Source organism: Ferdinandcohnia sp. SAFN-114, from assembly GCF_059415045.1.
The window spans coordinates 1-25131 of sequence record NZ_JBPFDQ010000079.1; the positions used below are offsets into that span (position 1 = coordinate 1).

General features: G+C 37.7%; 21 protein-coding genes and 1 other annotated feature. Of the genes, 13 read left to right on the forward strand and 8 right to left on the reverse strand.

The features are described 5' to 3' along the window. Positions 1–108 precede the first annotated feature (108 nt). The 6 genes from ACR65M_RS20685 to ACR65M_RS20710 all read right to left on the reverse strand — a co-directional run bounded on the left by ACR65M_RS20685 (position 109) and on the right by ACR65M_RS20710 (position 6827). The gene (locus ACR65M_RS20685) at positions 109–1617 is read right to left on the reverse strand and encodes a tripartite tricarboxylate transporter permease (protein WP_440274284.1); all 1509 of its coding nucleotides are present in this window, start codon (positions 1615–1617) and stop codon (positions 109–111) included. Positions 1618–1632: 15 nt separating this feature from the next. Further along, positions 1633–2082: a tripartite tricarboxylate transporter TctB family protein gene (locus ACR65M_RS20690; RefSeq protein ID WP_341332446.1), complete on the reverse strand. Its 450-nt coding sequence runs from the start codon at positions 2080–2082 to the stop codon at positions 1633–1635. Positions 2083–2328: 246 nt separating this feature from the next. Further along, a complete protein-coding gene (locus ACR65M_RS20695) occupies positions 2329–3012 on the reverse strand; it encodes a response regulator (RefSeq protein WP_341332445.1) in 684 nt (227 codons plus the stop codon). Then, complete coding sequence (locus ACR65M_RS20700) at positions 3012–4619, reverse strand: ATP-binding protein (RefSeq protein ID WP_440274285.1); 1608 nt, start codon at positions 4617–4619, stop codon at positions 3012–3014. The genes ACR65M_RS20695 and ACR65M_RS20700 overlap by 1 nt, the downstream gene beginning before the upstream one ends. Before the next feature lie 169 nt (positions 4620–4788). Continuing rightward, a complete protein-coding gene (locus tag ACR65M_RS20705) occupies positions 4789–6207 on the reverse strand; it encodes a hypothetical protein (protein ID WP_341332443.1) in 1419 nt (472 codons plus the stop codon). Between the two features lie 113 nt (positions 6208–6320). Next, positions 6321–6827: an antibiotic biosynthesis monooxygenase family protein gene (locus ACR65M_RS20710; protein WP_341332442.1), complete on the reverse strand. Its 507-nt coding sequence runs from the start codon at positions 6825–6827 to the stop codon at positions 6321–6323. Between the two features lie 359 nt (positions 6828–7186). On the opposite strand from ACR65M_RS20710, the gene ACR65M_RS20715 reads away from it, so the two are divergent. The 5 genes from ACR65M_RS20715 (at position 7187) to hemY (ending at position 13334) form a co-directional block, all read left to right on the forward strand. Next, the gene (locus ACR65M_RS20715) at positions 7187–9325 is read left to right on the forward strand and encodes a transglycosylase domain-containing protein (protein WP_440274286.1); all 2139 of its coding nucleotides are present in this window, start codon (positions 7187–7189) and stop codon (positions 9323–9325) included. 205 nt (positions 9326–9530) lie between these two features. Continuing rightward, complete coding sequence (gene hemE / locus ACR65M_RS20720) at positions 9531–10574, forward strand: uroporphyrinogen decarboxylase (protein WP_440274287.1); 1044 nt, start codon at positions 9531–9533, stop codon at positions 10572–10574. 17 nt (positions 10575–10591) lie between these two features. Then, positions 10592–11524: a ferrochelatase gene (hemH, locus tag ACR65M_RS20725; protein WP_440274288.1), complete on the forward strand. Its 933-nt coding sequence runs from the start codon at positions 10592–10594 to the stop codon at positions 11522–11524. Between the two features lie 25 nt (positions 11525–11549). Beyond that, positions 11550–11699, forward strand: coding sequence for a hypothetical protein (locus ACR65M_RS20730; RefSeq protein ID WP_440274289.1), 150 nt, complete (start codon positions 11550–11552; stop codon positions 11697–11699). 204 nt (positions 11700–11903) lie between these two features. Continuing rightward, positions 11904–13334 (forward strand): protoporphyrinogen oxidase, encoded by a 1431-nt coding sequence (gene hemY / locus ACR65M_RS20735; protein WP_440274290.1) that lies wholly within the window; start codon positions 11904–11906, stop codon positions 13332–13334. 30 nt (positions 13335–13364) lie between these two features. Here the strand turns inward: hemY and yhfH are convergent, their stop codons facing one another. After that, positions 13365–13493 carry a protein YhfH gene (yhfH, locus tag ACR65M_RS20740; RefSeq protein WP_341332437.1) on the reverse strand — a complete coding sequence of 43 codons (129 nt, stop codon included), beginning with the start codon at positions 13491–13493 and terminating at the stop codon, positions 13365–13367. A 178-nt stretch (positions 13494–13671) separates the two neighbouring features. On the opposite strand from yhfH, the gene ACR65M_RS20745 reads away from it, so the two are divergent. The 5 genes from ACR65M_RS20745 to ACR65M_RS20765 all read left to right on the forward strand — a co-directional run bounded on the left by ACR65M_RS20745 (position 13672) and on the right by ACR65M_RS20765 (position 18383). Continuing rightward, positions 13672–14403, forward strand: coding sequence for an MBL fold metallo-hydrolase (locus ACR65M_RS20745; RefSeq protein WP_341332436.1), 732 nt, complete (start codon positions 13672–13674; stop codon positions 14401–14403). 6 nt (positions 14404–14409) lie between these two features. Then, positions 14410–15399 (forward strand): lipoate--protein ligase, encoded by a 990-nt coding sequence (gene lplA / locus ACR65M_RS20750; RefSeq protein WP_341332435.1) that lies wholly within the window; start codon positions 14410–14412, stop codon positions 15397–15399. Positions 15400–15570: 171 nt separating this feature from the next. Then, a complete protein-coding gene (locus ACR65M_RS20755; protein WP_440274291.1) occupies positions 15571–17124 on the forward strand; it encodes a fatty acid--CoA ligase family protein in 1554 nt (517 codons plus the stop codon). A gap of 128 nt (positions 17125–17252) precedes the next feature. Continuing rightward, the gene (locus ACR65M_RS20760) at positions 17253–18029 is read left to right on the forward strand and encodes an enoyl-CoA hydratase (protein ID WP_341332433.1); all 777 of its coding nucleotides are present in this window, start codon (positions 17253–17255) and stop codon (positions 18027–18029) included. Between the two features lie 48 nt (positions 18030–18077). Then, positions 18078–18383, forward strand: coding sequence for an MGMT family protein (locus tag ACR65M_RS20765; RefSeq protein WP_341332432.1), 306 nt, complete (start codon positions 18078–18080; stop codon positions 18381–18383). 28 nt (positions 18384–18411) lie between these two features. Here the strand turns inward: ACR65M_RS20765 and argS are convergent, their stop codons facing one another. After that, complete coding sequence (gene argS, locus ACR65M_RS20770) at positions 18412–20097, reverse strand: arginine--tRNA ligase (protein ID WP_440274292.1); 1686 nt, start codon at positions 20095–20097, stop codon at positions 18412–18414. A 41-nt stretch (positions 20098–20138) separates the two neighbouring features. Further along, positions 20139–20426 (reverse strand) — a binding site (T-box leader). A gap of 163 nt (positions 20427–20589) precedes the next feature. Here argS and ACR65M_RS20775 point away from each other — a divergent pair. From ACR65M_RS20775 to aceA, 3 genes are all read left to right on the forward strand, one after another. After that, the gene (locus tag ACR65M_RS20775; protein ID WP_440274293.1) at positions 20590–21852 is read left to right on the forward strand and encodes a M48 family metallopeptidase; all 1263 of its coding nucleotides are present in this window, start codon (positions 20590–20592) and stop codon (positions 21850–21852) included. Positions 21853–22052: 200 nt separating this feature from the next. Next, complete coding sequence (gene aceB, locus ACR65M_RS20780; protein WP_440274294.1) at positions 22053–23642, forward strand: malate synthase A; 1590 nt, start codon at positions 22053–22055, stop codon at positions 23640–23642. A 36-nt stretch (positions 23643–23678) separates the two neighbouring features. Next, positions 23679–24956, forward strand: coding sequence for an isocitrate lyase (gene aceA / locus ACR65M_RS20785; protein ID WP_341332428.1), 1278 nt, complete (start codon positions 23679–23681; stop codon positions 24954–24956). The last annotated feature ends 175 nt before the right edge of the window (positions 24957–25131 follow it).

Consider the following 25131-nt stretch of genomic DNA (forward strand, 5'->3'; position numbering starts at 1 on the left):
TCAAAGCCTGTGAAATTTTACTCATGGTAAAATTCCACAGGCTTTTTCATTTCAGAGGAGGGTTTTGTCCCAGCCTCTTTAATATACTACTTAAGTCAATTAGTCATCTTAAAGGGAAGTATTTTCGTTTAGATCTGTCTTTTTCTTTCTTCTTCTGTTCATGAATATTGGATAAGTAAGTGATAAAAGTGTCAAGATTAATAGTGTAATCGAAATAGGTGAACTAACAAAGATATCTAAATTACCATGACCAGCTACAATGCTTTTTCTGAAGTTTTGTTCCATATCTGTACCAACAATTAATGCTAAAATCATTGGAGCAATCGGGAAGTCGTAGAGTTTCAAGAATAAACCGATAACACCGAAAATAATTAAGATATAGAAGTCTAATATTGTGTAGTTCATTGTATATGCACCGATAAATGCAAGGACTAAAATAATTGGATATAAGACCTTTGCCGGAACATCTAAGATTTTTACAAAAATACCAACCATTAATACGTTAATTAAGAATAAGAAAATATTACCCAAGAATAGACTATCGATTAAACTCCATACCATATTTGGGTCACTTTCGAATAGAAGTGGACCCGGTTTTACACCAAGCATGACAAGAGCTCCTAGCATTACTGCTGTTGTTCCAGAACCAGGGATACCCATGGTTAACAGTGGAACGAAAGCACCAACCGCTGCTGAGTTATTAGCTGTTTCGGGTGCAGCTAATCCTTCAATTGCTCCTTTACCGAACTCTTCAGGACGCTTGGAAAGTTGTTTTTCCGTACTGTATGCCATTAATGAAGCAATAGCGCCACCTGCACCTGGTAGAATACCAACTATGAAGCCTAGTGGCGAACTACGGAACATTGGCCACTTTGAACGTTTCCAGTCATCCTTTGTAATCCAAACTCGTCCAAGTTTATTTTTCTTACCAACTGGTCTATCAATTGTTAAGTAGTTATATAGAATTTCTCCAACTGCATAAATTCCAATGATAATAACTAAGAAGTTAATGCCATCACTTAAATGAACATTGCCAAATGTGAAACGATGTACCCCAGTTTGAAGGTCGATACCAACTGTAGCTAGAACTAAACCAATCCCCATCGAAATAAACCCTTTTGTCATATTTCCAATGGATAAGGAAACGACAGCTGATAAAGTGAAAAGCATAAGTAAAAAGTACTCCGCTGGACCAAACTGTAGAGCGAAATTAGAGAGTGGCTTTGCTAAAAACATAAAGCCAATAACTGCGACAAAACCACCAATGAGTGAACCAATTGCTGTAATCGCAATCGCGGGGCCAGCACGACCTGCTTTTGCCATTTGGTAACCATCAAATGTAGCAGCAACAGCTGATCCGTCACCAGGAGTGTTAATCAAAATTGAACTTAATGATCCACCATACATGGCACCATAGTAGATCGTTGCCATTAGTATTAATGCGCTTGTTGGATCCATTCCGAATGTAACCGGGATTAATACTGCAATTGCTGTTGCCGGTCCTAAACCTGGAAGCATCCCAACAATGGTTCCTAAAAATCCTCCAAATACGACGAATAGTATATTTTCCGGTCTAAGTACTGTTGCAAATCCTTCAAGAATTCCTTGGATATCCATGTTATCCCCCCTAATCTATGGTAAGCTGACATCTAAAAGTTGAGAAAAGGCGTACCATGATCCCAAACTAAATAAAACAGCTACACTAATATTGACCTTCCATTTTTCTTTACCATTAACGATGAATAAAACAGCTGCCATGAACAGAATTGTTGAAATTAAGAACCCTACTCTTTCAAAAATGAGTGTGTAAATTAATGATAATACTAATGTAGATATAATTAGAAAGGGAACTCTGCCTTTAAACAAAAGTTTGATTTCATCATTTTTGGGATAGTGGTTTTTAAGTTCTTTTATGAGATAAATAACACTCACAATAAATAGAAAAATACCAACCATCATTGGAAAATAGAGTGGACCATTTGGGTCTCCCAATTTGGCTTTAGGTAGATTAATAGCTGAAATTAAATAGAAAATGCTAATTAGAATTGAAATAATCGGTAGAATTAATCTAGTTGCCCCCATTTTTATTACCTTCCTTTCTCTAAATCTTTTTTATTATTGATTCATTCTCTTGCCCTTTTAAACACCCTTCATAGTAGAGCAAATTCTTAGTTGTTCTAATATTACTCATAAAACTATTTTAAAAGTTCAGACACAAATTTGTAACCGTTTTCAAAATAAGTAATATAAAATACGATAAAATCTTTTTGTTCATTTTGTTCATGAAAAAGCATCTTGAAAGAGATTCAAGATGCTTGACCGTTGTGATTATTTTTGTTTTGAATATTTGCGTTCTGGTCTACCGACAATACCATATTCAAGTTCGGCCATTACTTCATTAGTTGATGCAAGGTATTCTAAGTAGCGCCTAGCGGTTGTTCTGGATGCTCCCATCCGTTCACCCATTTCTTCAGCAGTAATTCCTGTATCCATCCGATTGATAATATCTCGTACTTTTTCAAGAGAAAGGGGGTCAATCCCTTTTGGATAATGTACTTTCTTTTCAACAGGCTGTATTTGTTTGCTCCCGAAATAGTGGTCTACAATAGTCTGATCGACTTCATTCCTGCTGTTTAGCAGTTCTTTCTTTTCAATATATTTTTCTATCGTTTCCGTAAACTTTTCAAAAGTTACGGGTTTTATGAGGTAATGAAAAACTCCGCCACGGAGCGATTCTTCTAAATGTTTCTTTTCCGTCGCTGCAGTTATCATAATGATGTCTACATCAGGATATAGATTTCGAATGATCGGTAAAATTTCAGTACCCATTTTATCAGGCATATAGACATCCAATAAAAGCAAGTCTATATTTTGATGTTTTTTTAACAAATCAAGGGTTTCTTTTGCGTTTGAGGATTTACCGATTAGGTTCACATCTTCAATTCTTTGTAAGAATTGTTCATGAATCGATGCAACCCTAAAGTCATCCTCAGCAATAAGTACATTTATCATCAGTCTTCCTCCTTATTAATCTGACTTTTTATCGGTAGAAAAACAGTAAAAATTGCGCCGCCATTCTTTCCATTTGATATTTCGATAGAACCATTTAACTTATCAACTATTGTCTTAACATTCCACAGTCCAAAGCCCCTATTTTCTTCACCTTTAGAGGATACTCCTTTATCAAAGAGAAGGGACATTTTTTCAGTTGGAATCCCGTTGCCATTATCACTCACTTCGAAGACAATATCGTTTCCGATGTCGGTTACGAAAAATGTTACTTCACCTTCGTCTTGCATAACTTCGTCAATTGCATTGTCAATCAGATTTCCAATAATGATAATGCAATCCGTAATTGAAATATGGCTCGGTAATTTAGACAAATAGCTATTTTCATCAATTATCAAACTAACCTTCTTTTCCGATGCCTTTCCTATTTTTCCAAGTATAATAGCCTGGAGTTTAGGATCTTTTATTTGATTAAACAATATATCGTTTTGAAAGTTTAGTTGATTTGTTTCTTCCTGAATCATGGAAATGGCTTGTTCATATTGCTTTAACTGAAGTAATCCAGATAAAACATATAATTTATTTGTGAATTCATGAGTCTGTGCCCTTAAATCCTCGGAGTAGTTTTTAATCTCGGTTAAGGTATCGACCATTTTCTTAATTTCTGTTTTATCTCTAAAGCTGGAAACGACTCCAACTGTTTTACCATTCTCAATAATAGGCATGCGATTCACAATTAACACTCGATTGTTGATGACCATTTCATCATCAGTCTCAACCATATTTGTATCTAATACCCGGAGCATCCTTGTGTTTGGCAGAATCTCAGCAATTGGTTTATTAATACTGTCACTTGAAATTCCAAGCATTTGTTTTGCAGATTTATTAAGTAATGTAATCTGTCCCTTATTATCAATTGCAAGAATTCCTTCTTTTACCGATTTTAAAATTGCATTCCTTTCTCGATATAAGGAAGCAATTTCATGTGGTTCAAGTCCCATTATGTCATTGCGGATACTCCTTGCTAATAGAACTCCGCCAAATAAGCCAACGATTAAAACAATAATCGCAATAAATAAGGTTTTCAGTAACTTCTGATTAATATTTTGTTTTATCTCATTTTTTAAATAACCAACACTTACAACACCAATGATTTGTTGTCCAGATTCTTCTGAAATAATCGGTGCCTTTCCCCACAAAATATTCCCTAGTTGATTATTTGTTTCTACTGTGTAAAAGCTGCCAAAAACAATCGCTTTAAAGTTTTCGTCATCAAAAGCAGTATGGTCGATACTAACTTCGGGATAAGAGAAATTTAGCCCATCTTTATATTCGATAAAAATATAGTTAGCCCCAACTTGGTTGCTAATTTGCTGTGTAATTGCTTCCATCGAACCAGATTGTAAGTCTTCATGAGAACCATCTTTCAATGCCGGTATTAATGAAAGTGTACGTGATGCCTGTAAAGAAAGCTTTTGCATGTCCTCATTGGTCTCTCTTGCTTCATAATAAATAAACATTCCTGTTAAGACTGATATCACAAACACAATTAAAGAAAGTATTAATGTGATAATTTTAGTTTGTAAAGTAATGTTAAAGAGCTTTAACATGTGTCTCTCTCCGATGTTATTAATATAGGAAGAATATGTAGAATCTACTAATATTATATCGAAAAATAGTGTAGATTCATAACATTAAATTTATTGGAACTTTTGTAAATTACTAATTTATTAAAAATAAAAGAAGCCCTTATTCGGTAAGAGCTTCTTTTATGGTCGATTATATTAAAAACATCGCTACAATTGTTGTTACCACCAGTCCAATTGTTACCGGAAGTAAGTTCTTCCTTGCAAGTTCAAATGGGTCGACGCCACATATTGCAGCAGCTGGGATAAGTGCCCATGGAACGAGGGTTCCGCCACCTACCCAAATTGCTGCGATTTGCCCAAGTGCTGTTAATGTCGCAGCACCAGCCCCAAGAGCGGATGAAAACAAAGCGGCAAGTGATCCAGCTAATGAAATTCCTGAAAATCCTGAACCATCCAACCCTGTAATTGCACCAACAATGGTTAAGGTAACCGCGCTGACTGGGGCATTTAATGGTACAACTGATGCAAGACTAACCCCAAGGTCATTCACTATTCCCTGTGAATGCTCTGGCAAGAAGTCGCCAATGATTTTTACAAATCCAGAGTCCCCGAGATAGAAAAAGGCGGCGATTGGGATGACTGGACCAAATACTTTGAATCCGAATTGAAAGCCTTCAATTAAATAGGTTGTTGTTTTTTCTAACCCAGCATTTTTATGAGCAACAAGTGAGATTAGTAGAAGAATAAAGATTGAGGTCCCACCAACAAGTGCTGTTGCGTCTCCACCGGAAAGATTTAAGACAGACATGGCAACAACATCTAGGGCGAAAAGGATAGGGATTAATATGGCAAAGAAACGTTTTGCGGATGTTGAAAGTAAGCTTTTTAAACGTTCTTCTTCTTTCTCTGATAGATCCTTAGTCAACGGATTTGAATAGTCAGTTTTACCACCTACAGAAAGAGTTCCTTTACGCATATCGCGTCGTAGTAAAAAGTAGGCTACAACTGTCGTCACAATCCCCATCACAAAAACTAAAGGGATACTTGCTTTCACAACTTCCATCACCTCAAGACCTGCAGCGTCTGCTGTAAGTTTTGGGGCGGCTTGAATGATAAAATCACTTGACAAGGCAATACCGTGACCGAACAAGTTCATTGCCATTGCCACACCCAAAGCAGGCAAACCTACTCTCATTGCTACCGGTAAAAGTACCGCACCGATAAGGGCTACAGCAGGGGATGGCCAGAAAAACCATGATATCACCATCATGACAATACCAATTGTCCAATAAGCAAGAGCAGGGGAACGGATAAGTTTTGCAAAAGGAGCAATCATGATGTCATTGATTCCAGTTACTGTTAATGCCTTACTCATCGAAACAATAATTGAAATGACAAGAATGGTTGAGAGTAACTCGGTTATTGCATAAATAAAGCTATTAAAGACACCACTCACGGAAGCACTTATTGATCCAGTAGCTGTAATGGCAAGTAGAAAGATACCGAGTATACAAATAAGTGATGTGTCCCTCCTCATCACCATAAAACCAATGATTAAGAGGATAAACGAAACATATATCCAATGCAGGGCTGTTAATTCCACTAACATTGTGAAACCCCCATTCCTAATTCCAAATTCAACCAGAGGTAACTACACGTTTACCTATGTTTGTATTACAGAATATGTCACTGGGGATTAGGTGTGAGAAGTGCACACAAATTTTAATCATCTGATATAGAGTGATAAGTTTTTGTATAAACAGGTCCAGAAAAGATTGTTTGGTTTAGGCCCGCTTTCGTTTTTTGAATGAATTGGTCAAGTTGTTCAAAGCTATTGGAGTGGGTCCAATCTAAATAAAATGATTCCTTTTCCCAAAAGCTTACCACTACAAAAGTATCACTTTTTATTGGCTTTAGTGCGCGAAAGGCAATAAATCCTCGAGAGTTTTGAAACACAGAACTCATTTGGGTGATGTTGTATTCAAATAACGGTTTGCCTTCCTCTGTTACAGGGATATATGTGAATGCAGAAAATTTTGCACTCTCAATTTCTCCTATGGCAGTGAGGACTTCATATTTACGTGGTGCTGCAAAAACAGACTTCTTTGTTGTCTCATGAAGCAGAATCGCTGTTTCATTATTATAAAACGCAGTCATGTTTTCATTTCTGTGCTTTTCCTGGAGTTTTATCAAAAAATCTATTGTACCGAACGCCATATAAAAGTTCATGTAACTCCTCCTTTATTAATGTCTAGCTTCATGCACAATCGGCTCTCTGGTCTAAGTCTATCGCTCTGAAGGTAAAGAGCACCTTCTGTCACCGCTCGTCTTATGCTTGTCACCTAATGCAACGTGTCTTGCGCTTTTCTTTTAGGGCATACATAGTGAGAAACTTTTACAGTTATACTAAAAGATAACATAACCAACTCAGATTGAATTAATTATATCTAGCTGCAGCACCTAGCCCCATGAAGTTACAAGCTAATCCATCAAGAAGGATAAAATGTATCCTTCTATCCGGCTTTTCTTATGCTTGTCGGGGTTGACTGAGTCGCTTCCGCTTCTAATTATTCCAAGGAGGTCACAGTATGAAAAGAAAATTATTCCTCTCATTGTTTGTTATTATAGGTTCGTTTGTCCTTGGATTGTGTGGGTATTTGCTTATCTTATATGCAGGTGACTATGTCATTGATGACAAAAAACTTGTTATGAACTCAGCAACAAAACTTGTTGATGAAGATGGACAGTTTATTACAAAATTATATTATGAGAATCGGGATATTGTACGGATTAAGGAAATTCCGGAATATGTACAGCAGGCATTTGTTGCAGTAGAAGATACACGGTTTTATCAACATCATGGTATTGATCTTCAAGCAATTGCTAGAGCAATATATAAAGATATTATTGCCGGTGGAAAGGTAGAAGGTGGAAGTACCATTACGCAGCAGCTCGCCAAGAATGTTTTCCTTACGAATGAAAAAACATTCTTGCGAAAAACGAAAGAATTGATAATAGCTATTAATTTAGAAGAAGAGTACAGCAAACAAGAGCTTTTAGAAATGTATTTAAATCAAATTTATTTTGGTCACGGTGCATACGGAATTCAATCTGCATCAAAATTTTATTTTAACAAAAATGTAAGTGAATTATCGGTTGAAGAAGGTGCACTACTTGCAGCCATACCGAAAGCACCATCAACTTATTCACCAATCCTAAATCCTGAAAAAAGTAAACAAAGACGGGACTTGGTCATTAATTTAATGGAGAAGAGAGGTTTTTTACAGCCAGAGGAAGCTGTTAGAGTTCAGGGAAAGACTCTTTCTCTAAATGTCCATGAAGTAGAGAGGGATCCCGCATTATTAACCTATATCGATATGGTATTTGATGAAGCGAAGACTCGCTATCAATTATCAAATGAGGAATTGCTTAGAGGTGGCTATACAATTACTGTTCCTCTTCACCTGGAGATTCAAAAAACAGCTTTCGAGCTATTTAAGGATCAAAAGAATTTTCCGGGTGTTGATGAAAATGTAGAAGGTGCATTTGTACTGTTAGATAATGATACAGGTGGTGTTTTAGCTAGCATTGGCGGTAGACGCTATGTAAGTCGAGGCATTAATCGCGTTGTAATTAAACGACAGCCAGGATCAACGATTAAACCATTGGCAGTTTACGGCCCGGCATTGGAAGAAGATGAATTTGAACCCTATTCCATGTTAGTTGATAAAAAATTATCCTATGGTGAATATGAACCAAGCAATTATTCAGGTATTTATAAAGGTGAAATATCTATGTATGATGCTTTAGTCGAGTCATCAAATGCTCCAGCGGTTTGGATGCTTGATAGAGTTGGTATTGATACAGCTAAAAAATATTTAACAAAAGCAGGTATCACAATTCCAGATCAAGGCTTATCAATCGCTTTAGGTGGACTTAAAGAAGGCATTTCTCCTATTGCAATGGCAAAAGCCTATCGCGCATTTGCCCGTGGAGGAAAAGTGATTGAACCACATGTCATTAGCAAAATAGTAAACCGTGAAGGAAAAGTGATTGGAGAGGCATCGACACATGAGACGGAAGCTTTTTCAAAACAAACGGCTTGGTATATGACAAGAATGCTTGAAGGCGTTGTGGATAATGGTACTGCAATGGTGGGAACTTATCAGGGTGCACTTGCAGGGAAAACTGGGACAACCAATTTACCTGGTGTAGAGAATGGAATCAAGGATGCTTGGTTTGTCGGATTCACACCATCAGTAGTAGGGGCAATTTGGATGGGTTATGATTCTACAGATGCCACGCATTATTTAAAAGGTGGAAGTGGCTCACCGACGAGACTCTTTAAAAAAATACTTGATCAATCTGAACTAAAGAAAGTAACTGCCTTTTCTGCTCCAAAGGACGTAGAGGAACTTGAGCCACCAATACGGCTCACAGAAATTGATGATGTTAAAGCTGACTTGACCTTTAAACCTCTTGGATTATTTACGGTTTCCCTAAAATGGAAACCGTCAGAAGATGAACGTGTTGAATATCGAATTTATGAGGAGAACACAAAGTCTGTTAAATATGTCGGTTCTGTTAGAGGGAGTGGGGACTTTGAGATTGAAAATGTAAATATATTTTCGATACCATCTTATTTTGTAGTACCTTTTAACTCCCAGACGAAAGAGGAGGGAACAAAATCTCAAGCTGTTAAGCCTACCTTTTTCTCTAGTAAATAAAACATGTTTAAGGGTGGTGTTCATTTCACCACCCTTTAGCCGTTAATGTTCGTCAAATTTTTGACATTTGCCCCGGTTTTGTATACAAGGATAGTAGAAACAATTATAGTGATAAAGTGAGGATATGTTCTATTTAATATATAATACTTACCTATGCTATTATAGAGACTATTGTTTGAAGATATTGAAAGGAAGGTAAATACATATGCAAAAGGGTTTTAATGATACATTGTTAAGAGCGGCTAGGGGTGAAAAAACTGAACATGTGCCTGTTTGGTATATGCGCCAAGCGGGAAGATCCCAGCCGGAGTACCGAAAAATTAAAGAAAAATACGGACTGTTTGAAATTACACATCAGCCTGAGTTATGTGCATATGTGACAAGACTTCCAGTTGAGCAATATGATGTGGACGCAGCAATTCTATATAAAGACATTATGTCTCCACTCCCAGCTCTCGGGATAGATGTTGAAATCAAAGCAGGAGTTGGACCTGTTATCAGTAACCCAATCCGTTCAGTTAAGGACGTTGAAAAGCTTGGTGAAATTCATCCTGAAGCAGATGTTCCATATGTTCTTGATACAATTAAACTATTAACGACTGAACAGCTCTCCGTTCCATTGATTGGGTTTGCAGGAGCGCCATTTACATTAGCAAGCTATATGATTGAAGGTGGACCTTCAAAAAACTATAATAAAACGAAGGCTTTCATGTATGCCCAACCTGAAGCATGGTTTGCCTTAATGGATAAACTAGCTGAAATGACGATTACCTATGTGAAGTCACAAATAGCTGCAGGTGCAAAAGCTGTACAAATTTTTGACTCTTGGGTAGGTGCATTAAATGTGGCAGACTACCGTCATTTCATTAAACCAGTCATGCATCGTATCTTTTCTGCACTTCGTGAAGAGAATGTACCACTTATCATGTTCGGAGTTGGAGCAAGCCATTTAGCATTAGAATGGCATGATTTACCACTAGATGTTGTTGGACTCGATTGGCGCTTGCCAATCATGAATGCAAGAGAACTTGGAATTACAAAAGCAGTTCAAGGAAATCTTGATCCAGCCATTTTACTGGCTCCTTGGGAAGTCATCGAAGAAAAAGCAAAAGAAATTCTAGACCAGGGAATGCAACAACCGGGTTATATTTTCAACCTTGGACATGGCGTTTTCCCAGATGTTAAACCAGAGACACTAAAGCGTCTAACTACATTTATCCATGAATATTCGAAAGAAAAACTAATCTAGCTTCTGAGGTGTTTTAAATGACAAGAAAGAAAATGGGACTACTCGTAATGGCATACGGTACTCCATATAAAGAAGAAGATATTGAACGTTATTATACGCATATACGTCATGGACGTAAGCCTTCACCAGAAAGCTTAGAGGACCTACGTAGTCGTTATGAAGCAATTGGCGGAATCTCACCACTTGCTAAAATCACAACAGAACAAGGTGAAAGACTTGAAGAGCATTTAAATCAAATACAAGATGAAATTGAGTTTAAATTTTATCAAGGTTTAAAGCATATCGAGCCATTCATTGAAGATGCAGTAGCTCAGATGAATGAGGATGGAATTGAGGAAGCTGTGAGTCTAGTTCTCGCACCTCATTTTTCAACTTTTAGTGTAAAAGCTTATAATGGACGTGCGAAAGAAGAGGCAGAAAAGCTTGGGGGCCCAACAATTACGTCTGTAGAAAGTTGGTATAAAGAGCCTAAGTTCATTGAATACTGGGCAAAACAGGTGAAGCAAGTCTTTGCTTCAATGCCAGAAGAAGAACGTGAGAATGCAGTATTAATCGTTTCAGCACATAGTCTTCCTGAAAAAATCATTGCTGCTGGTGATCCTTATCCTAGTCAGTTACAAGAAACTGCTGATTTAATTGCTGAAGCAGCAGGTATCAAGAATTATGAGATAGGCTGGCAAAGTGCAGGAAATACACCTGAACCATGGTTGGGGCCGGATGTTCAAGACCTAACTAGAGACCTTTACAATGAAAAAGGCTACAAAGCTTTTGTCTATATTCCAGTTGGATTTGTAGCAGATCACTTAGAGGTTCTCTATGACAATGATTACGAATGTAAAGTTGTTACAAAAGAACTAGGTGTCAGTTATTACCGTCCTGAAATGCCAAACTCAAAGCCAGAATTTATCGATTGTTTGGCAACAGTTGTATTAAAAGAACTTAAAAAATAAATTGTCACTGAATTTTTACATTTAAATGAGTGTTCAAAAGGAGGATGAAAAGGACCGCGTCGACAAAAACGCCACTTCCTGTGGCATTGTCGACACAAGCACGTCCTGTGCGTTGAAAGTTCGAGGCGGTGCAGCTTTGAGTAGCGGTACGTATGCAATTAATACGTCAGCATAAGCAATTGCTTCAGTGAATCCCCTTCGCAAGCCGGAAAGGGTGTTTTTCCTTTCCAAGGAACGGAAAAGCAAGCCAACGAGCTTCCACACGATGTGGTGCTTCGACTTTCGACACAGGACGTGTCGGCACTTAGTCGAAGCTCCGATATCGATGTGTCATTTTCATCCGATTTTTTGACATCCTATTGAAAGAAGGCGATGTTAAGTGAGTAATCAAAAGGTAGTTGTAATAGGTGGCGGGATTACTGGTTTAACAGCAGCTTATTATCTCCAAAAAGAGGCAAGAGAGAAGGGCTTAGACATAAACTGTACCCTTTTAGAAGCAAGCCATCGACTTGGTGGAAAAGTACAAACCGTGGAACGTGATGGTTTTGTCATTGAAAGAGGTCCAGATTCTTTTTTAGCTAGGAAAAAGAGTGCCTCCCGGCTTGTCAATGAGGTTGGTCTAGGGGATAAATTGGTTAACAATACTGCTGGTAAATCATATGTTCTTGTGAACGGAAAGCTTCATCCAATGCCAGGTGGTTCCATCATGGGAATACCAACTCAAATTGGACCATTCATCACTACAGGTTTGTTTACCCCGTTTGGTAAACTTCGTGCTGCAATGGATTTTGTGTTACCTCGTACACCTGGAGAAGGCGATCAATCACTTGGTCAATTTTTTAGAAGAAGACTTGGTGATGAGGTCGTTGAAAACCTTATTGAGCCATTGCTATCAGGGATATATGCTGGAGATATTGACCAACTAAGCTTAATGTCGACTTTCCCTCAATTCTATCAAGTTGAGCAAAAATACCGTAGCTTAATCTTAGGAATGAAGCAAACAACACCACCAAAACCAAAGCCAAGTGGGGAAACAAATTCGGCTCCAAAGGGACAGTTCTTAACTGTAACTTCTGGATTACAGTCATTTATTGATGCAATTGAAGCAAAACTTGAGCCTGGTACCGTTTTTAAGGGGATTAAGGTTGAAGGTATTGAAAAACAAAGTAGCCATTACGTTATTAAACTGAACAATGGGAAAGAGATAACCGCGGATAGTGTAGTTGTTGCTACACCACATCATGTAACACAATCCATTTTTAATCAATACTCATTTTTTGATTCCTTTAAGGAAATGCCATCTACATCAGTAGCTACTGTAGCAATGGCTTTCCCTGAAGAAGCTATAAAAAAAGATATTGATGGAACGGGCTTTGTTGTATCACGGAATAATGATTATATTATTACGGCAGTTACTTGGACCCATAAAAAATGGCCGCATACGACCCCAGAAGGTAAAGTACTCCTTCGTTGCTATGTTGGTAAAGCGGGAGACGAAGCAATCGTTGATCAATCAGATGAAGAGATTGTCAAAGTAGTTCTTGATGATTTAAACAAAACAATGAATATTACAGACCAACCTGAATTTTCTATTGTAACAAGATGGAAAGATGCAATGCCGCAATATACAGTAGGGCATAAGGACAGGATTGAATCAGTTAAGAAAAATGTCGCTGATCAACTACCTGGTGTCTTTTTAGCGGGAAGCTCTTATGAGGGTCTAGGACTGCCTGACTGTATTGACCAAGGAGAAGAGGCGGTTATCAAGGTAATGGAATATTTAAAAGAAACTACACCAGTTTTAGTGTAAAAGAAAAGGAAGGCCTCGGCCTTCCTTTTGTTATTTAATCTCGTTACAGTGGTCGCATTTGTTGCCGTAGCACTCATGCTGCTCTTCGATATCATGGCCACACTCTACACATTTTTTTGGTGGTAAGTTTTTAAAAAACTCTGTACTATTTACTAACATTTACAACCCCTCCGTTTCTTTGTTATTTATAGTGTACTATAACAGTTTTTAATGTGTCAATAACTGTTTTGTAACAATTTATTTAAAAAGTGAAATTTTTTTTTGTATCGATTATAGTGGTAGTGGGTAGGGTAAACCATTGAAGAGTAGATATTTTAAGGGAGAGAAAGGTGATCCTATGAAGGTAACTGTAGTTGGATTTTGGGGTGGATTTCCAGCAGTGAATGAAGCTACATCTGGTTATTTATTTGAGCAGGACGGTTTTCGGTTACTTGTTGATTGTGGAAGTGGTGTACTAGCACAGCTTCAAAACTATTTAACAATTAATGAGCTTGATGCGATAATATTATCTCATTACCATCATGACCATGTAGCAGATATTGGTCCGATGCAGTATGCAAGACTTGTAACAAGTGCAATACATAATCAACATAAAGAACTGCCGATATATGGCCACAGTGCTGATAAAGAAGGCTTCGCAAAATTGGAACATAAAGGACATACAATAGCAATTGAATATAACCCTGATGAAACCATTCAAATCGGCCCATTTTCAATTTCATTTATGAAGACTAAGCATCCAGTTGTATGCTATGCAATGAGAATTACAGCAGGTGGACAGACTGTTGTATTTTCAGCTGACTCTAGTTATTTAGAAGAGTTTATTCCGTTTACTCAAGATGCAGACCTATTTATTTGTGAATGTAATCTGTATGCGGATCAAGATGGTTCCAATATGGGCCATATGAATAGTACAGAAGTAGGTAAGATTGCAAAAGCGGCTAATGTAAGAGAACTTTGGCTAACGCACCTGCCTCATTACGGTAAACATGAAGACCTTGTCAATCAAGCTTCATCACAATTTAATGGTCTTATCAAATTAGCAAAATCAGGACTAACTTGGGAGTGAAAAACGATGTTATTTATCGATAATAAAGGAATACATGATCCACAAATTAACTTAGCCATTGAGGAGTATGCACTTAAAAATTTAGACATAAATGAGACTTACTTATTATTTTATATAAATGCCCCGTCAATTATCATTGGAAAAAATCAGAACACAATTGAGGAAATCAATACGCAGTATGTAGAAGACAATGGTATTAAAGTAGTGAGGCGCTTATCAGGTGGCGGAGCTGTTTACCATGACTTAGGAAATTTAAATTTTAGCTTTATTACGAAGGATGACGGAGAAAGCTTCCATAATTATAAAAAGTTTACGGAACCAGTAATTGAGGCATTGCATAAGCTTGGTGTAAATGCCCAATTAAGTGGCAGAAATGATATCGAGGTGGAAGGAAGAAAAATTTCAGGAAACGCTCAATTTTCAACAAGAGGTAGAATGTTCAGCCACGGAACACTAATGTTCGATTCAGAAATTGACCATGTAGTATCAGCACTTAAAGTGAAAAAGGATAAAATAGAATCGAAGGGGATTAAATCGGTACGAAGCAGGGTTGCTAATATAAGTGAATTCCTAAATGAAAAAATTACAATTGAGGAATTTAGACAAATGCTGCTACGCTATATTTTCAACACCGATGGTGATATTCCTGAATATGTCCTAACAGAGAAAGATTGGGAAAACATACATGAAATTTCAAAAGAACGCTATCAAAACTGGGATTGGAACTATGGAAAGTCCCCAAAGTTCAATTACCAGCATACTCATCGCTTCCCTGTTGGTTCAATTGATGTGCGATTAGAGGTACAAAAGGGAATGATAGAAAACTGTAAAATTTTTGGAGATTTCTTTGGTGTGGGTGATGTAGAAGATATTGAAAAACGTTTAATTGGAACAAAATATGAAAAAGCGGAGCTCGAGAAAGCATTAGAGAATGTTGATATCCAGCATTATTTCGGTAAAATTACGAAAGATGATTTTATCAATTTAATTTATTAAGTACATGACGAAAGCGGATTAGATTCATACAATCTAGTCCGTTTTTTATAAAAATATGCAATACCATCTTGATAGAAAAACTTTCTTTCAATATAATATATTTAGAATTTTATTTTTTGTCAATAAATGAATGACTATTCATTCATATTGTTGGCTGAGGGAGGGAGAAAATTGAATCTATCATCACGACTAGGGGAAACAGCGCAGAAATACTTCGACAAACCAGCATATATTTTTCAAGGTAATGTAAGTACATATGCTGAATTAGATGGTGCAGTTACAAAGTTTGCAAATGGCTTGGAGAAGCTGGGAATTAAAAAGGGTGATCATATTGCTCTAGTACTGGGCAACACTCCACATTTTGTTATTGGATTTTACGGTGCTCTACGTGTAGGAGCAACAGTTATCCCAATTAATCCGATTTATACTCCTGATGAGATCGGATATATTATCAATAATGGAGATGTAAGGGCTGTCATTATGTTGGACTTGCTTATCCCACTTTTTGAAAAGATGAATGAACACCTTCCGAAAGTTGAACATCTCATAGTTTGCGAAACACCACAGGGTACAAATAGTGGAATCGATATCACAAAACTATCAATCTGCCCAAAATTGAAATCGTTTACAGAAGTTGTTAGCTCAGGTGAACTCTCATTCGTTAGACCAACTCTTGAGGATGACGATATTGCCGTAATTTTGTACACATCTGGTACAACGGGTAAACCTAAAGGAGCAATGCTGACCCACATGAACTTGTACAGCAATGCAAGGGATGTTGCGGAATACCTGAAAATTTCTGAACAGGATAGGGTTATTACAACCTTACCGATGTTCCATGTTTTCTGCATGACAGTCGCATTAAATGCACCATTAATGAGCGGCGGAACAATGTTGATTGTACCAAAGTTTAGTCCAAAGGAAATATTCCAAGGCGCAAGCGAGTATCAGGCAACAGTATTTGCGGGTGTACCAACGATGTATAATTTTCTCCTCCAATATCCTGAAGGAAATCCTGAGGACTTAAGCTCTTTACGCCTATGTATTTCAGGTGGAGCTGCAATGCCTGTGGCACTTTTAAAGAGCTTTGAGCAGAAGTTCAATGTTCTTGTATCTGAAGGTTATGGATTATCTGAAGCATCGCCTGTAACCTGCTTTAATCCGTTAGATCGGCCACGAAAACCAGGCTCAATTGGAACAAACATTGTAAATGTTGAGAATAAGGTTGTCGACGAAAATGGTGAGGAAGTTCCTTGTGGTCAGGTAGGAGAATTGATTGTTCGTGGCCCAAATGTCATGAAGGGCTATTATAAAATGCCTGAAGAAAGTGCTGCAACATTACGCAATGGCTGGCTTTATACAGGTGATTTAGCAAAAATGGATGAAGAAGGCTATTTTTATATCGTTGACCGCAAGAAAGATATGATCAATGTTGGTGGATATAATGTTTATCCAAGAGAAGTAGAAGAAATACTTTATAATCATCCTGGTGTTGTTGAGGCTGCTGTTTTTGGTGTGCCAGATCCGAATATGGGTGAGGCAGTTCTCTGTTATGTTGTGAAGAAGGAAGAAGATTTAAAAGAAGAGAATCTTCTAGATTATTGTCGTGAGCATTTAGCTAAATACAAGCTACCTAGTAAAATCGAATTCCTAGAAGAACTTCCTAAAAATACGACCGGAAAGATTCTCCGTCGTGCATTAAAGGATTTAGTTACAAACAAATAAGGTAGAGAGCAGGTCAAACGGCCTGTTCTTTTTAGTATGGCGACAATGATAAAAATTGTTAAAGGAATTTTTTAGTTTGAAGCGAAATAGGATGTAAGCGATATTACTATTTTAGAAGAGGTGGAACTATGACTACAGTTTTATACGAAGTTGAAAATCATGTTGCAACTGTCACATTGAATCGCCCAGAAGCGTTGAACTGCTTTAATTATGAGATGCTTAAAACACTTGATGAGGTTATCGAAGATATTCGTACAAATGCCGATGTTCGCGTTGTTATCATTACTGCAACAGGTGAAAAAGCATTTAGTGTGGGTGCAGATTTAAAGGAACGAAAAACATTAAATGAAGCACAGGTTAGAAGAAACGTATATAAAATAGGTCAGGTTTTTGCTAGTATTGGAGATTTACCACAGCCAACTATCGCTGCAATCAATGGCTATGCATTTGGTGGTGGAATGGAGCTTGCACTGGCCTGTGATTTCCGAATTTCGGTTCAAGATACACAGATGGGGTTGACAGAAACAAGTCTAGCAATCATTCCTGGAGCCGGGGGAACGCAACGACTTCCCCGCCTTATTGGTGAAACAAAAGCCATGGAACTAATTTTAACTGCAAAACGAATTAGCGCCGAAGAGGCGAAAGAATACGGGATTGTATCAAGTGTAGTTTATCGAGACGAACTAATGGAAGCTTCCATGAAACTAGCAAATGAAATGTTAAAGAACGGTCCTCTTGCCTTACAACAAGCTAAATTTGCTATTAAGCAAGGATTGAACACTGACCTGCACACAGGCTTTAAGATTGAACGCAAAGCGTATGAAGTAATTATCCCAACGGAAGACAGGGTGGAAGCACTAGCTGCCTTCAATGAAAAAAGAAAACCGAACTATAAAGGGAAATAAATATAGTAAGTTCACAATAAGTATTTCTAGTGTAAGGACAAAGTTAAAATGAAACCATTTACGGAAAATGTTATTAGAATCATTACGCAAATTCCACCTGGACAAGTTATGACTTACGGACAGATTTCAAAACTCGCTGGAAGTCCAAGAGGCGCTAGGCAGGTTGTGAGAATCCTTCATTCGATGAGTAAGAAATATAACCTTCCTTGGTTCCGGGTTATCAACTCCAAGGGTGAAATTGCAATTGCAGATGAGGAAACACGTGCTGCTCAAGCCATTTACCTACAGGATGAAGGGATAGAGGTTATTAACGGCATTATAGATTTGAAAAAATATCAGTATCATCCAGAATAAGAGCCCGGGACACAAGGTCCTGGGCTAACTACATTTCTTCTGGAGCTTTTACTCCTAGCAATCGTAACCCTTCTTTCAGTACGATGGTAACAGAACGTACCAATGCAATCCGATCGTTCATTTCTTCATCCACATGAAGAACCTTTACATGACTATAATACTTATTGAATTCTTGAGAGAGCTCTATTACATATTTTGCAATTACTGAAGGCTCATACTGCTGCATACTTCTTTGGATGGTTGCCGGGAAATCCATCAGAAGCTTCACAACTGACCAGCTTTGCGAATCGGAAAGTCCATTTGTTATTTCTCCTGAAACCTTCGCCTTTCTTAAAATAGAGCAGCCTCTTGCGTGAGTATATTGAACATAAGGTCCTGTAGTTCCTTCAAATTTAAGCATTTCCTCTAGTGAGAATTCAATATTGTTAAGTCGTTCATTCTTTAAGTCATGGAAAATGATTGCACCCAAACCGACCATTTTCGAAATTTCATCTTTGTTATCGAGACTGGGGTTTTTCTGTTCAATGTTTTGCTTTGCGAGCTCGATTGCTTCCTTCATAACATTTTCTAACAGAACTATTTTTCCTTTTCGAGTCGACATTTTCTTTCCATCTTTGAGGATGAAGCCAAATGGAACATGGACCATATCGTTTGCCCACTGATAACCCATTTTTTCAAGTACTAGAAAGATTTGTTTAAAATGCAAGCTTTGCTCATGTCCTACTACATAGATTGCTTTAGCAAAATGGTAGTTATCTTGACGATAGATGGCTGCTGTTACATCTCTGGTGGCATAAAGGGTTGCACCGTCAGATTTTTTTATTAAACAAGGTGGTAGATTTTGTTCAGATAAATCAACTACCTTTGCCCCTTGTGACGGTGTCAAAAGATTTTTCTTATTTAGCAATTCAACAGTAGTCTCCATTTTGTCATTATAAAAGGCTTCTCCATTAAAGGAATCGAATTCTACATCTAGCAGGGAATAAATACGTGAAAACTCCTTTAATGATTCCTCTCTAAACCAACGCCATAGGTTTAAGGCTTCTTCGTTTCCTTCTTCAAGCAATTTGAACCACATTCTTGCTTCAGCCTCAAGTTGAGGATTTGTCTGGGCTTCATCGTGGAAACGAACATAAAGCTGTAGCAACTCCGTTATCGGGTTTTTTCTAACGGCCTCATCATTACCCCAAAGTTTATAAGCTACAATGAGTTTTCCAAATTGTGTACCCCAATCTCCAAGATGATTAATCCGGAGCGGCTGATAGCCACATTTCTCGACAATCTTGGCAAGCGAATTTCCGATAACAGTTGAACGCAAATGCCCCATTGAAAAAGGCTTTGCGATATTTGGTGAGGAAAAATCAATGGTTATTGTCGCTCCTTGACCAAAGCTGTGGCTTCCGTAATTAGACTCTTTGGCAAGAATGGTTTGAAGAATATATTTGCTTATTTCCTGTTTGTTTAGAAAACAGTTTACATATGGCCCTTCTGCAACAACCTTTTCAAAAAGGGAGTCTTGAATTAAAGGTGCCATTTCCTGTGCAATAACAGCGGGTGATTTTCGCAAGTGCTTTGCAAGTGCAAAACAAGGAAATGCTAAATCACCTTGTTCCTGAAATTTTGGTTTTTCAATAAGTTTTATTACTTCTTCAAATGATAAAACAGCTTGTAGTTGCTTTGATAACGCTTCGGCATACATTTGTATAACATTCATTATCTAACCTCCTTTAAAAGTATAAAAAAATCCCGTCTCTTAAAAGAGACGAGATTTACCCGCGGTACCACTCAAATTGTTCACGATGAACCTAACTTAGTAAGTAACGGGTTCCCCCGGCACACCCTACTAAAGGATGTTCAAAAGAGTCGGTGAAAATGACAGATCAAATTACTTCGTCCTTTTCATCCTTCTTTTTGAACTACACTATAAAAGTTTCAGGTGGGCTTCTCAGAAGTGCGGTTCATCTTGACTTCACCATTGGGCTTCCACCATCCCCAACTCGCTATCGGTTACATCAGGACTACTCTCTTCATCACAGAATTTCGATTATATTTCATTCATGATAACTAATTATGGATTAGAAATCAATGAGTTTTTTATACGCTTATATTGTCAAAAATGAAGATATGAGGAAAGTCATTGTTCTATCTGGCCCTACTTTTAACTAAAATACTAGTAAGAGGGTTGTACATAAAGGGGGACAGCATAGTGAAAAAAGTAATTGGATGGTCACTTGGAATTTATCTCATCTTTGGTTTATTTATAGCGTGGTATTTATTTTTTGGAGCAAATACGGACATACCTGAGCAGCTGAAAGGAAGTCCAGCGGACCCACAAACATTTATGAATAATCGTGAGCTTTTACTAAGTGAAGAGTATTCACAAATTAGAAACCTTTTGTTTTTCCTGTCAGTACCGTTTGAATGGCTGATTTATATACTTGTTCTCGTGATTGGGATTTCAGCAAAATTCCGTGATTGGTCAAAAGTATCAGCAAAGTTTTCGATCCTACAAACAGCGATTTATTTATTTTGGCTTTCCTTGTTGGTTGAAGTATTATCATTTCCACTATCATGGATTAGCTACAATGTTTCAAAAACATATAATATTACTGTACAGACCACTCAAAGCTGGATGAAGGACCTATTAATTGATTTTTGGGTGAATTACGCGTTAATGATTGTAATTGTGGGCGTCTTGTTTTGGTTGATTCGAAGAAATGAGAAAAGATGGTGGTTCCATGCATGGCTTCTATCAATCCCATTCTCCATGTTTCTCATGTTTGTACAACCAGTTATTATAGACCCACTTTACAACGATTTTTTTCCATTAACCAATAAAGAGTTAGAAACAAAGATTCTGGAGATGGCAGATCGTGCGGAAATTCCTGCAGACCATGTATTTGAAGTGAATATGTCCGAAAAAACAAATGCCCTTAATGCATATGTAACCGGAATAGGGTCTAATTCGCGAATTGTGCTTTGGGATACAACACTTCAACGTCTAAGTGAAGATGAAATATTATTTATTATGGCCCATGAGATGGGGCATTACGTGATGAAACATATTTATATTGGAATTGCTGGTTATTTGCTATTAACCTTAGTTGGACTCTTTATGATTAGTAAGCTTATGTCTTTTATGGTAAGAAAATGGGGTCAACTGTTTAAGATAACAAGTGTAAAAGATATTGCCGTTCTTCCAGTGTTTCTATTGTTAATCTCTGTTTTAAGTTTTGTTTCAGACCCAGTTTCAAATGCTGTTTCAAGACACCAGGAAAAGTCAGCTGATTTGTACGCTCTTGAAATGACGGAGGATAACAAGGCAGCAGTTTCGTCCTTCCAGGAATTATCAAAGGCTGGTCTAAGTCAAGTGAATCCACCATTCCTAGTGAAGATGTTTAGATATGGACACCCAACAATGCTTGAAAGGATTACGTATACAAACGAATTTGAAAAGAATGAGAAATAACCAAAATAGCCTTGTTTTCAGAGTGAAATCTGTTAACAAGGCTTTCTTTTTTTTATATTGTTATAGTACAGAATTACTATTTTTTAATTGTTATATAAAAAAATACAGAAAAATGTTCCAATTTCAAAAAGTCTGTTATATAATACTTCTGTATTTAATAATCTGTATTATAACAATTTAAGGAAGGTGTTAGGGACAAAATGACGACACAAACCTCAGGAATTCAGATCATGGGAAAGATGAATGAGCAGTATGAAGAAATTTTGACACCCCAGGCATTGAACTTCATTGAAAAACTAGAGAGGAACTTTGGAGAAAGAAGGAAACAACTTGTAGAAAAGAGACAGCAAAGACAAAACGAAATCGATAGTGGAAAGATGCCAACATTTTTGCCTGAAACAGAGCATATCCGAACTGGAGATTGGACAGTTGCGCAGATTCCAAAAGACTTAGAGGATCGGCGAGTTGAAATTACTGGCCCAGTCGATCGAAAAATGATTATTAATGCACTAAATTCAGGGGCAAAAGTATTTATGGCTGATTTTGAAGATGCTACCTCTCCTACTTGGAATAACATTATCGAAGGGCAGATAAATCTACGAGATGCTGTAAGAAAGACGATCACATTTGAAAATAAAAATGGAAAAAAATATCAACTTCACGATGTAACTGCAACACTTGTTGTCCGCCCTCGCGGCTGGCATTTAGAAGAGAAACATATACAACTTGATGGCAACCGAATATCAGCGAGTTTATTAGATTTTGGTCTTTATTTTTATCATAATGCGAATTACTTGATTGAGAATGGAAGTGGTCCATATTTTTATTTACCAAAGATGGAAAGCCATCTTGAAGCAAGACTTTGGAATGATGTTTTTATCTTTGCACAAAATGAAATTGGAATTCCTCAAGGAATGATAAAGGCAACTGTGTTAATTGAAACGATTCTAGCAACCTTTGAAGTCGAAGAAATTTTATATGAGTTAAAAGAACACTCAGCAGGTCTAAATTGTGGTAGATGGGATTATATTTTTAGCTATTTAAAAAGATTTCGGAATGTAGAAGATGTGATATTACCAGACCGCTCTGTTGTTACGATGACAGCCCCATTTATGAGTGCTTATTCACAGCATGTCATTAAGATCTGCCATAAACGCAATGTTCATGCGATTGGTGGGATGGCTGCCCAAATACCTGTAAAAAATAACACAAAAGCTAATGAAGAAGCCTTTCAAAAAGTAAGAGCAGATAAGGAACGTGAAGCGAACAATGGTCATGACGGCACATGGGTGGCTCACCCAGGGCTCGTGCCGGTTGCTAGAGAAGTATTTAATACAATAATGCTTGGAGCTAACCAAATTGACCAAAAACGTGAAGACGTTCAAGTAACAGCCGAGGAACTTATTGCGGTTCCAGAAGGAGCTATTACAGAGCAAGGAGTACGTACGAATATCAATGTTGGCATTCGATACATTGAATCATGGCTTCGTGGTCATGGTGCCGCACCGATCCATAATCTAATGGAGGATGCAGCTACAGCTGAAATCTCTAGAGCTCAGGTTTGGCAGTGGATCCGCCATCCAAAAGGAATACTTGCGGATGGAAGAAAGGTCACACTTGAGCTAGTTCACCAACTGAAAGAGGAAGAGCTTGAAAAAATTAAACAAGAAATCGGGAAAGAAGCATTTGAAACTTGTCGTTTCGCGGATGCAACTCGTCTGTTTGAGGACTTAGTGACGAATGATGAGTTTGTTGAATTTTTAACTTTACCTGGATATGAAATTTTATAGATTAAAAAATGAGTAGAATACAAGGAGGAATTTAAAATGACAAACAAAAGAGTTCAAAAACTGCAAGAAAGCTGGGAAATGGATTCTAGATGGAATGGAATTGAAAGACCTTATTGTGCTGAGGATGTTATTCGCTTACGTGGTTCAATTGATATTGAGCATACATTGGCACGTAGAGGATCTGAAAAACTCTGGAACCTCCTTCATACAGAGGATTATATTCATGCACTAGGAGCATTGACTGGTAATCAAGCCGTTCAACAAGTAAAAGCAGGTTTAAAGGCAATCTATTTAAGTGGGTGGCAGGTAGCTGCTGATGCGAACCTTTCAGGGCACATGTACCCTGACCAAAGCCTATATCCAGCCAACAGTGTACCAAGTGTTGTTAAGCGTATTAACCAAGCGCTTCAACGTGCCGATCAGATTCAACATTTAGAAGGCCAAGGCGATACTGACTGGTTTGCTCCGATTGTGGCAGATGCAGAGGCAGGCTTTGGCGGACAGTTGAATGTTTTTGAATTAATGAAAGGCATGATCGAAGCAGGTGCTGCTGGTGTACATTTTGAAGACCAACTTTCGTCTGAAAAAAAATGTGGTCATTTAGGTGGAAAGGTTTTATTACCAACACAAACCGCAGTACGGAACTTAATTTCCGCTCGACTAGCTGCTGACGTAATGGGAGTACCAACGATTTTAGTTGCTAGAACTGATGCTGACGCTGCAGACTTAATAACAAGTGATATTGATCCTGTTGATCAGGAATTCATCACAGGCGAACGAACACCAGAAGGTTTCTTCCGGACACGGGCAGGGATTGAGCAAGCAATTGCACGAGGTCTGGCATATGCACCATATGCTGATTTGATTTGGTGTGAAACGTCTGAGCCAGACTTAGAGCAAGCACAGCGTTTTGCTGATGCTATTCATGAGAAGTTTCCTGGTAAGCTATTAGCCTATAATTGTTCTCCATCTTTTAACTGGAAGAAGAAACTAGATGAAAAGACTATTGAGAATTTCCAAAAAGAAATTGGAAAAATGGGTTACAAATTCCAATTTGTTACGTTGGCTGGATTCCATGCTCTAAACCACAGCATGTTTGAATTAGCTAGAGGTTACAAAGAAAGAGGAATGGGGGCATATTCAGAGCTTCAGGAGGCTGAATTCGCAAGCGAAAAGCATGGGTACACAGCTACAAGACATCAGCGTGAAGTAGGAACAGGATATTTTGATGAAGTGGCACAGGTTATTACGGGAGGAACATCATCTACGACTGCTTTAAAAGGCTCTACCGAGGAAGCACAATTTTCAAAATAAGACGCCTAAAAAGAGGCTGGGACAAAACCCTCCTCTGAGCTGAAAAAGCCTGTGAATTTTTACTATGAGTAAAATTTCACAGGCTTTGATTATATTTTAATAAAAAATAAGGACATTCTTTGTTAAAATTAAGTTACCACACAAAATCCAAACAGAAAGAAGTGTCCTTATGTTT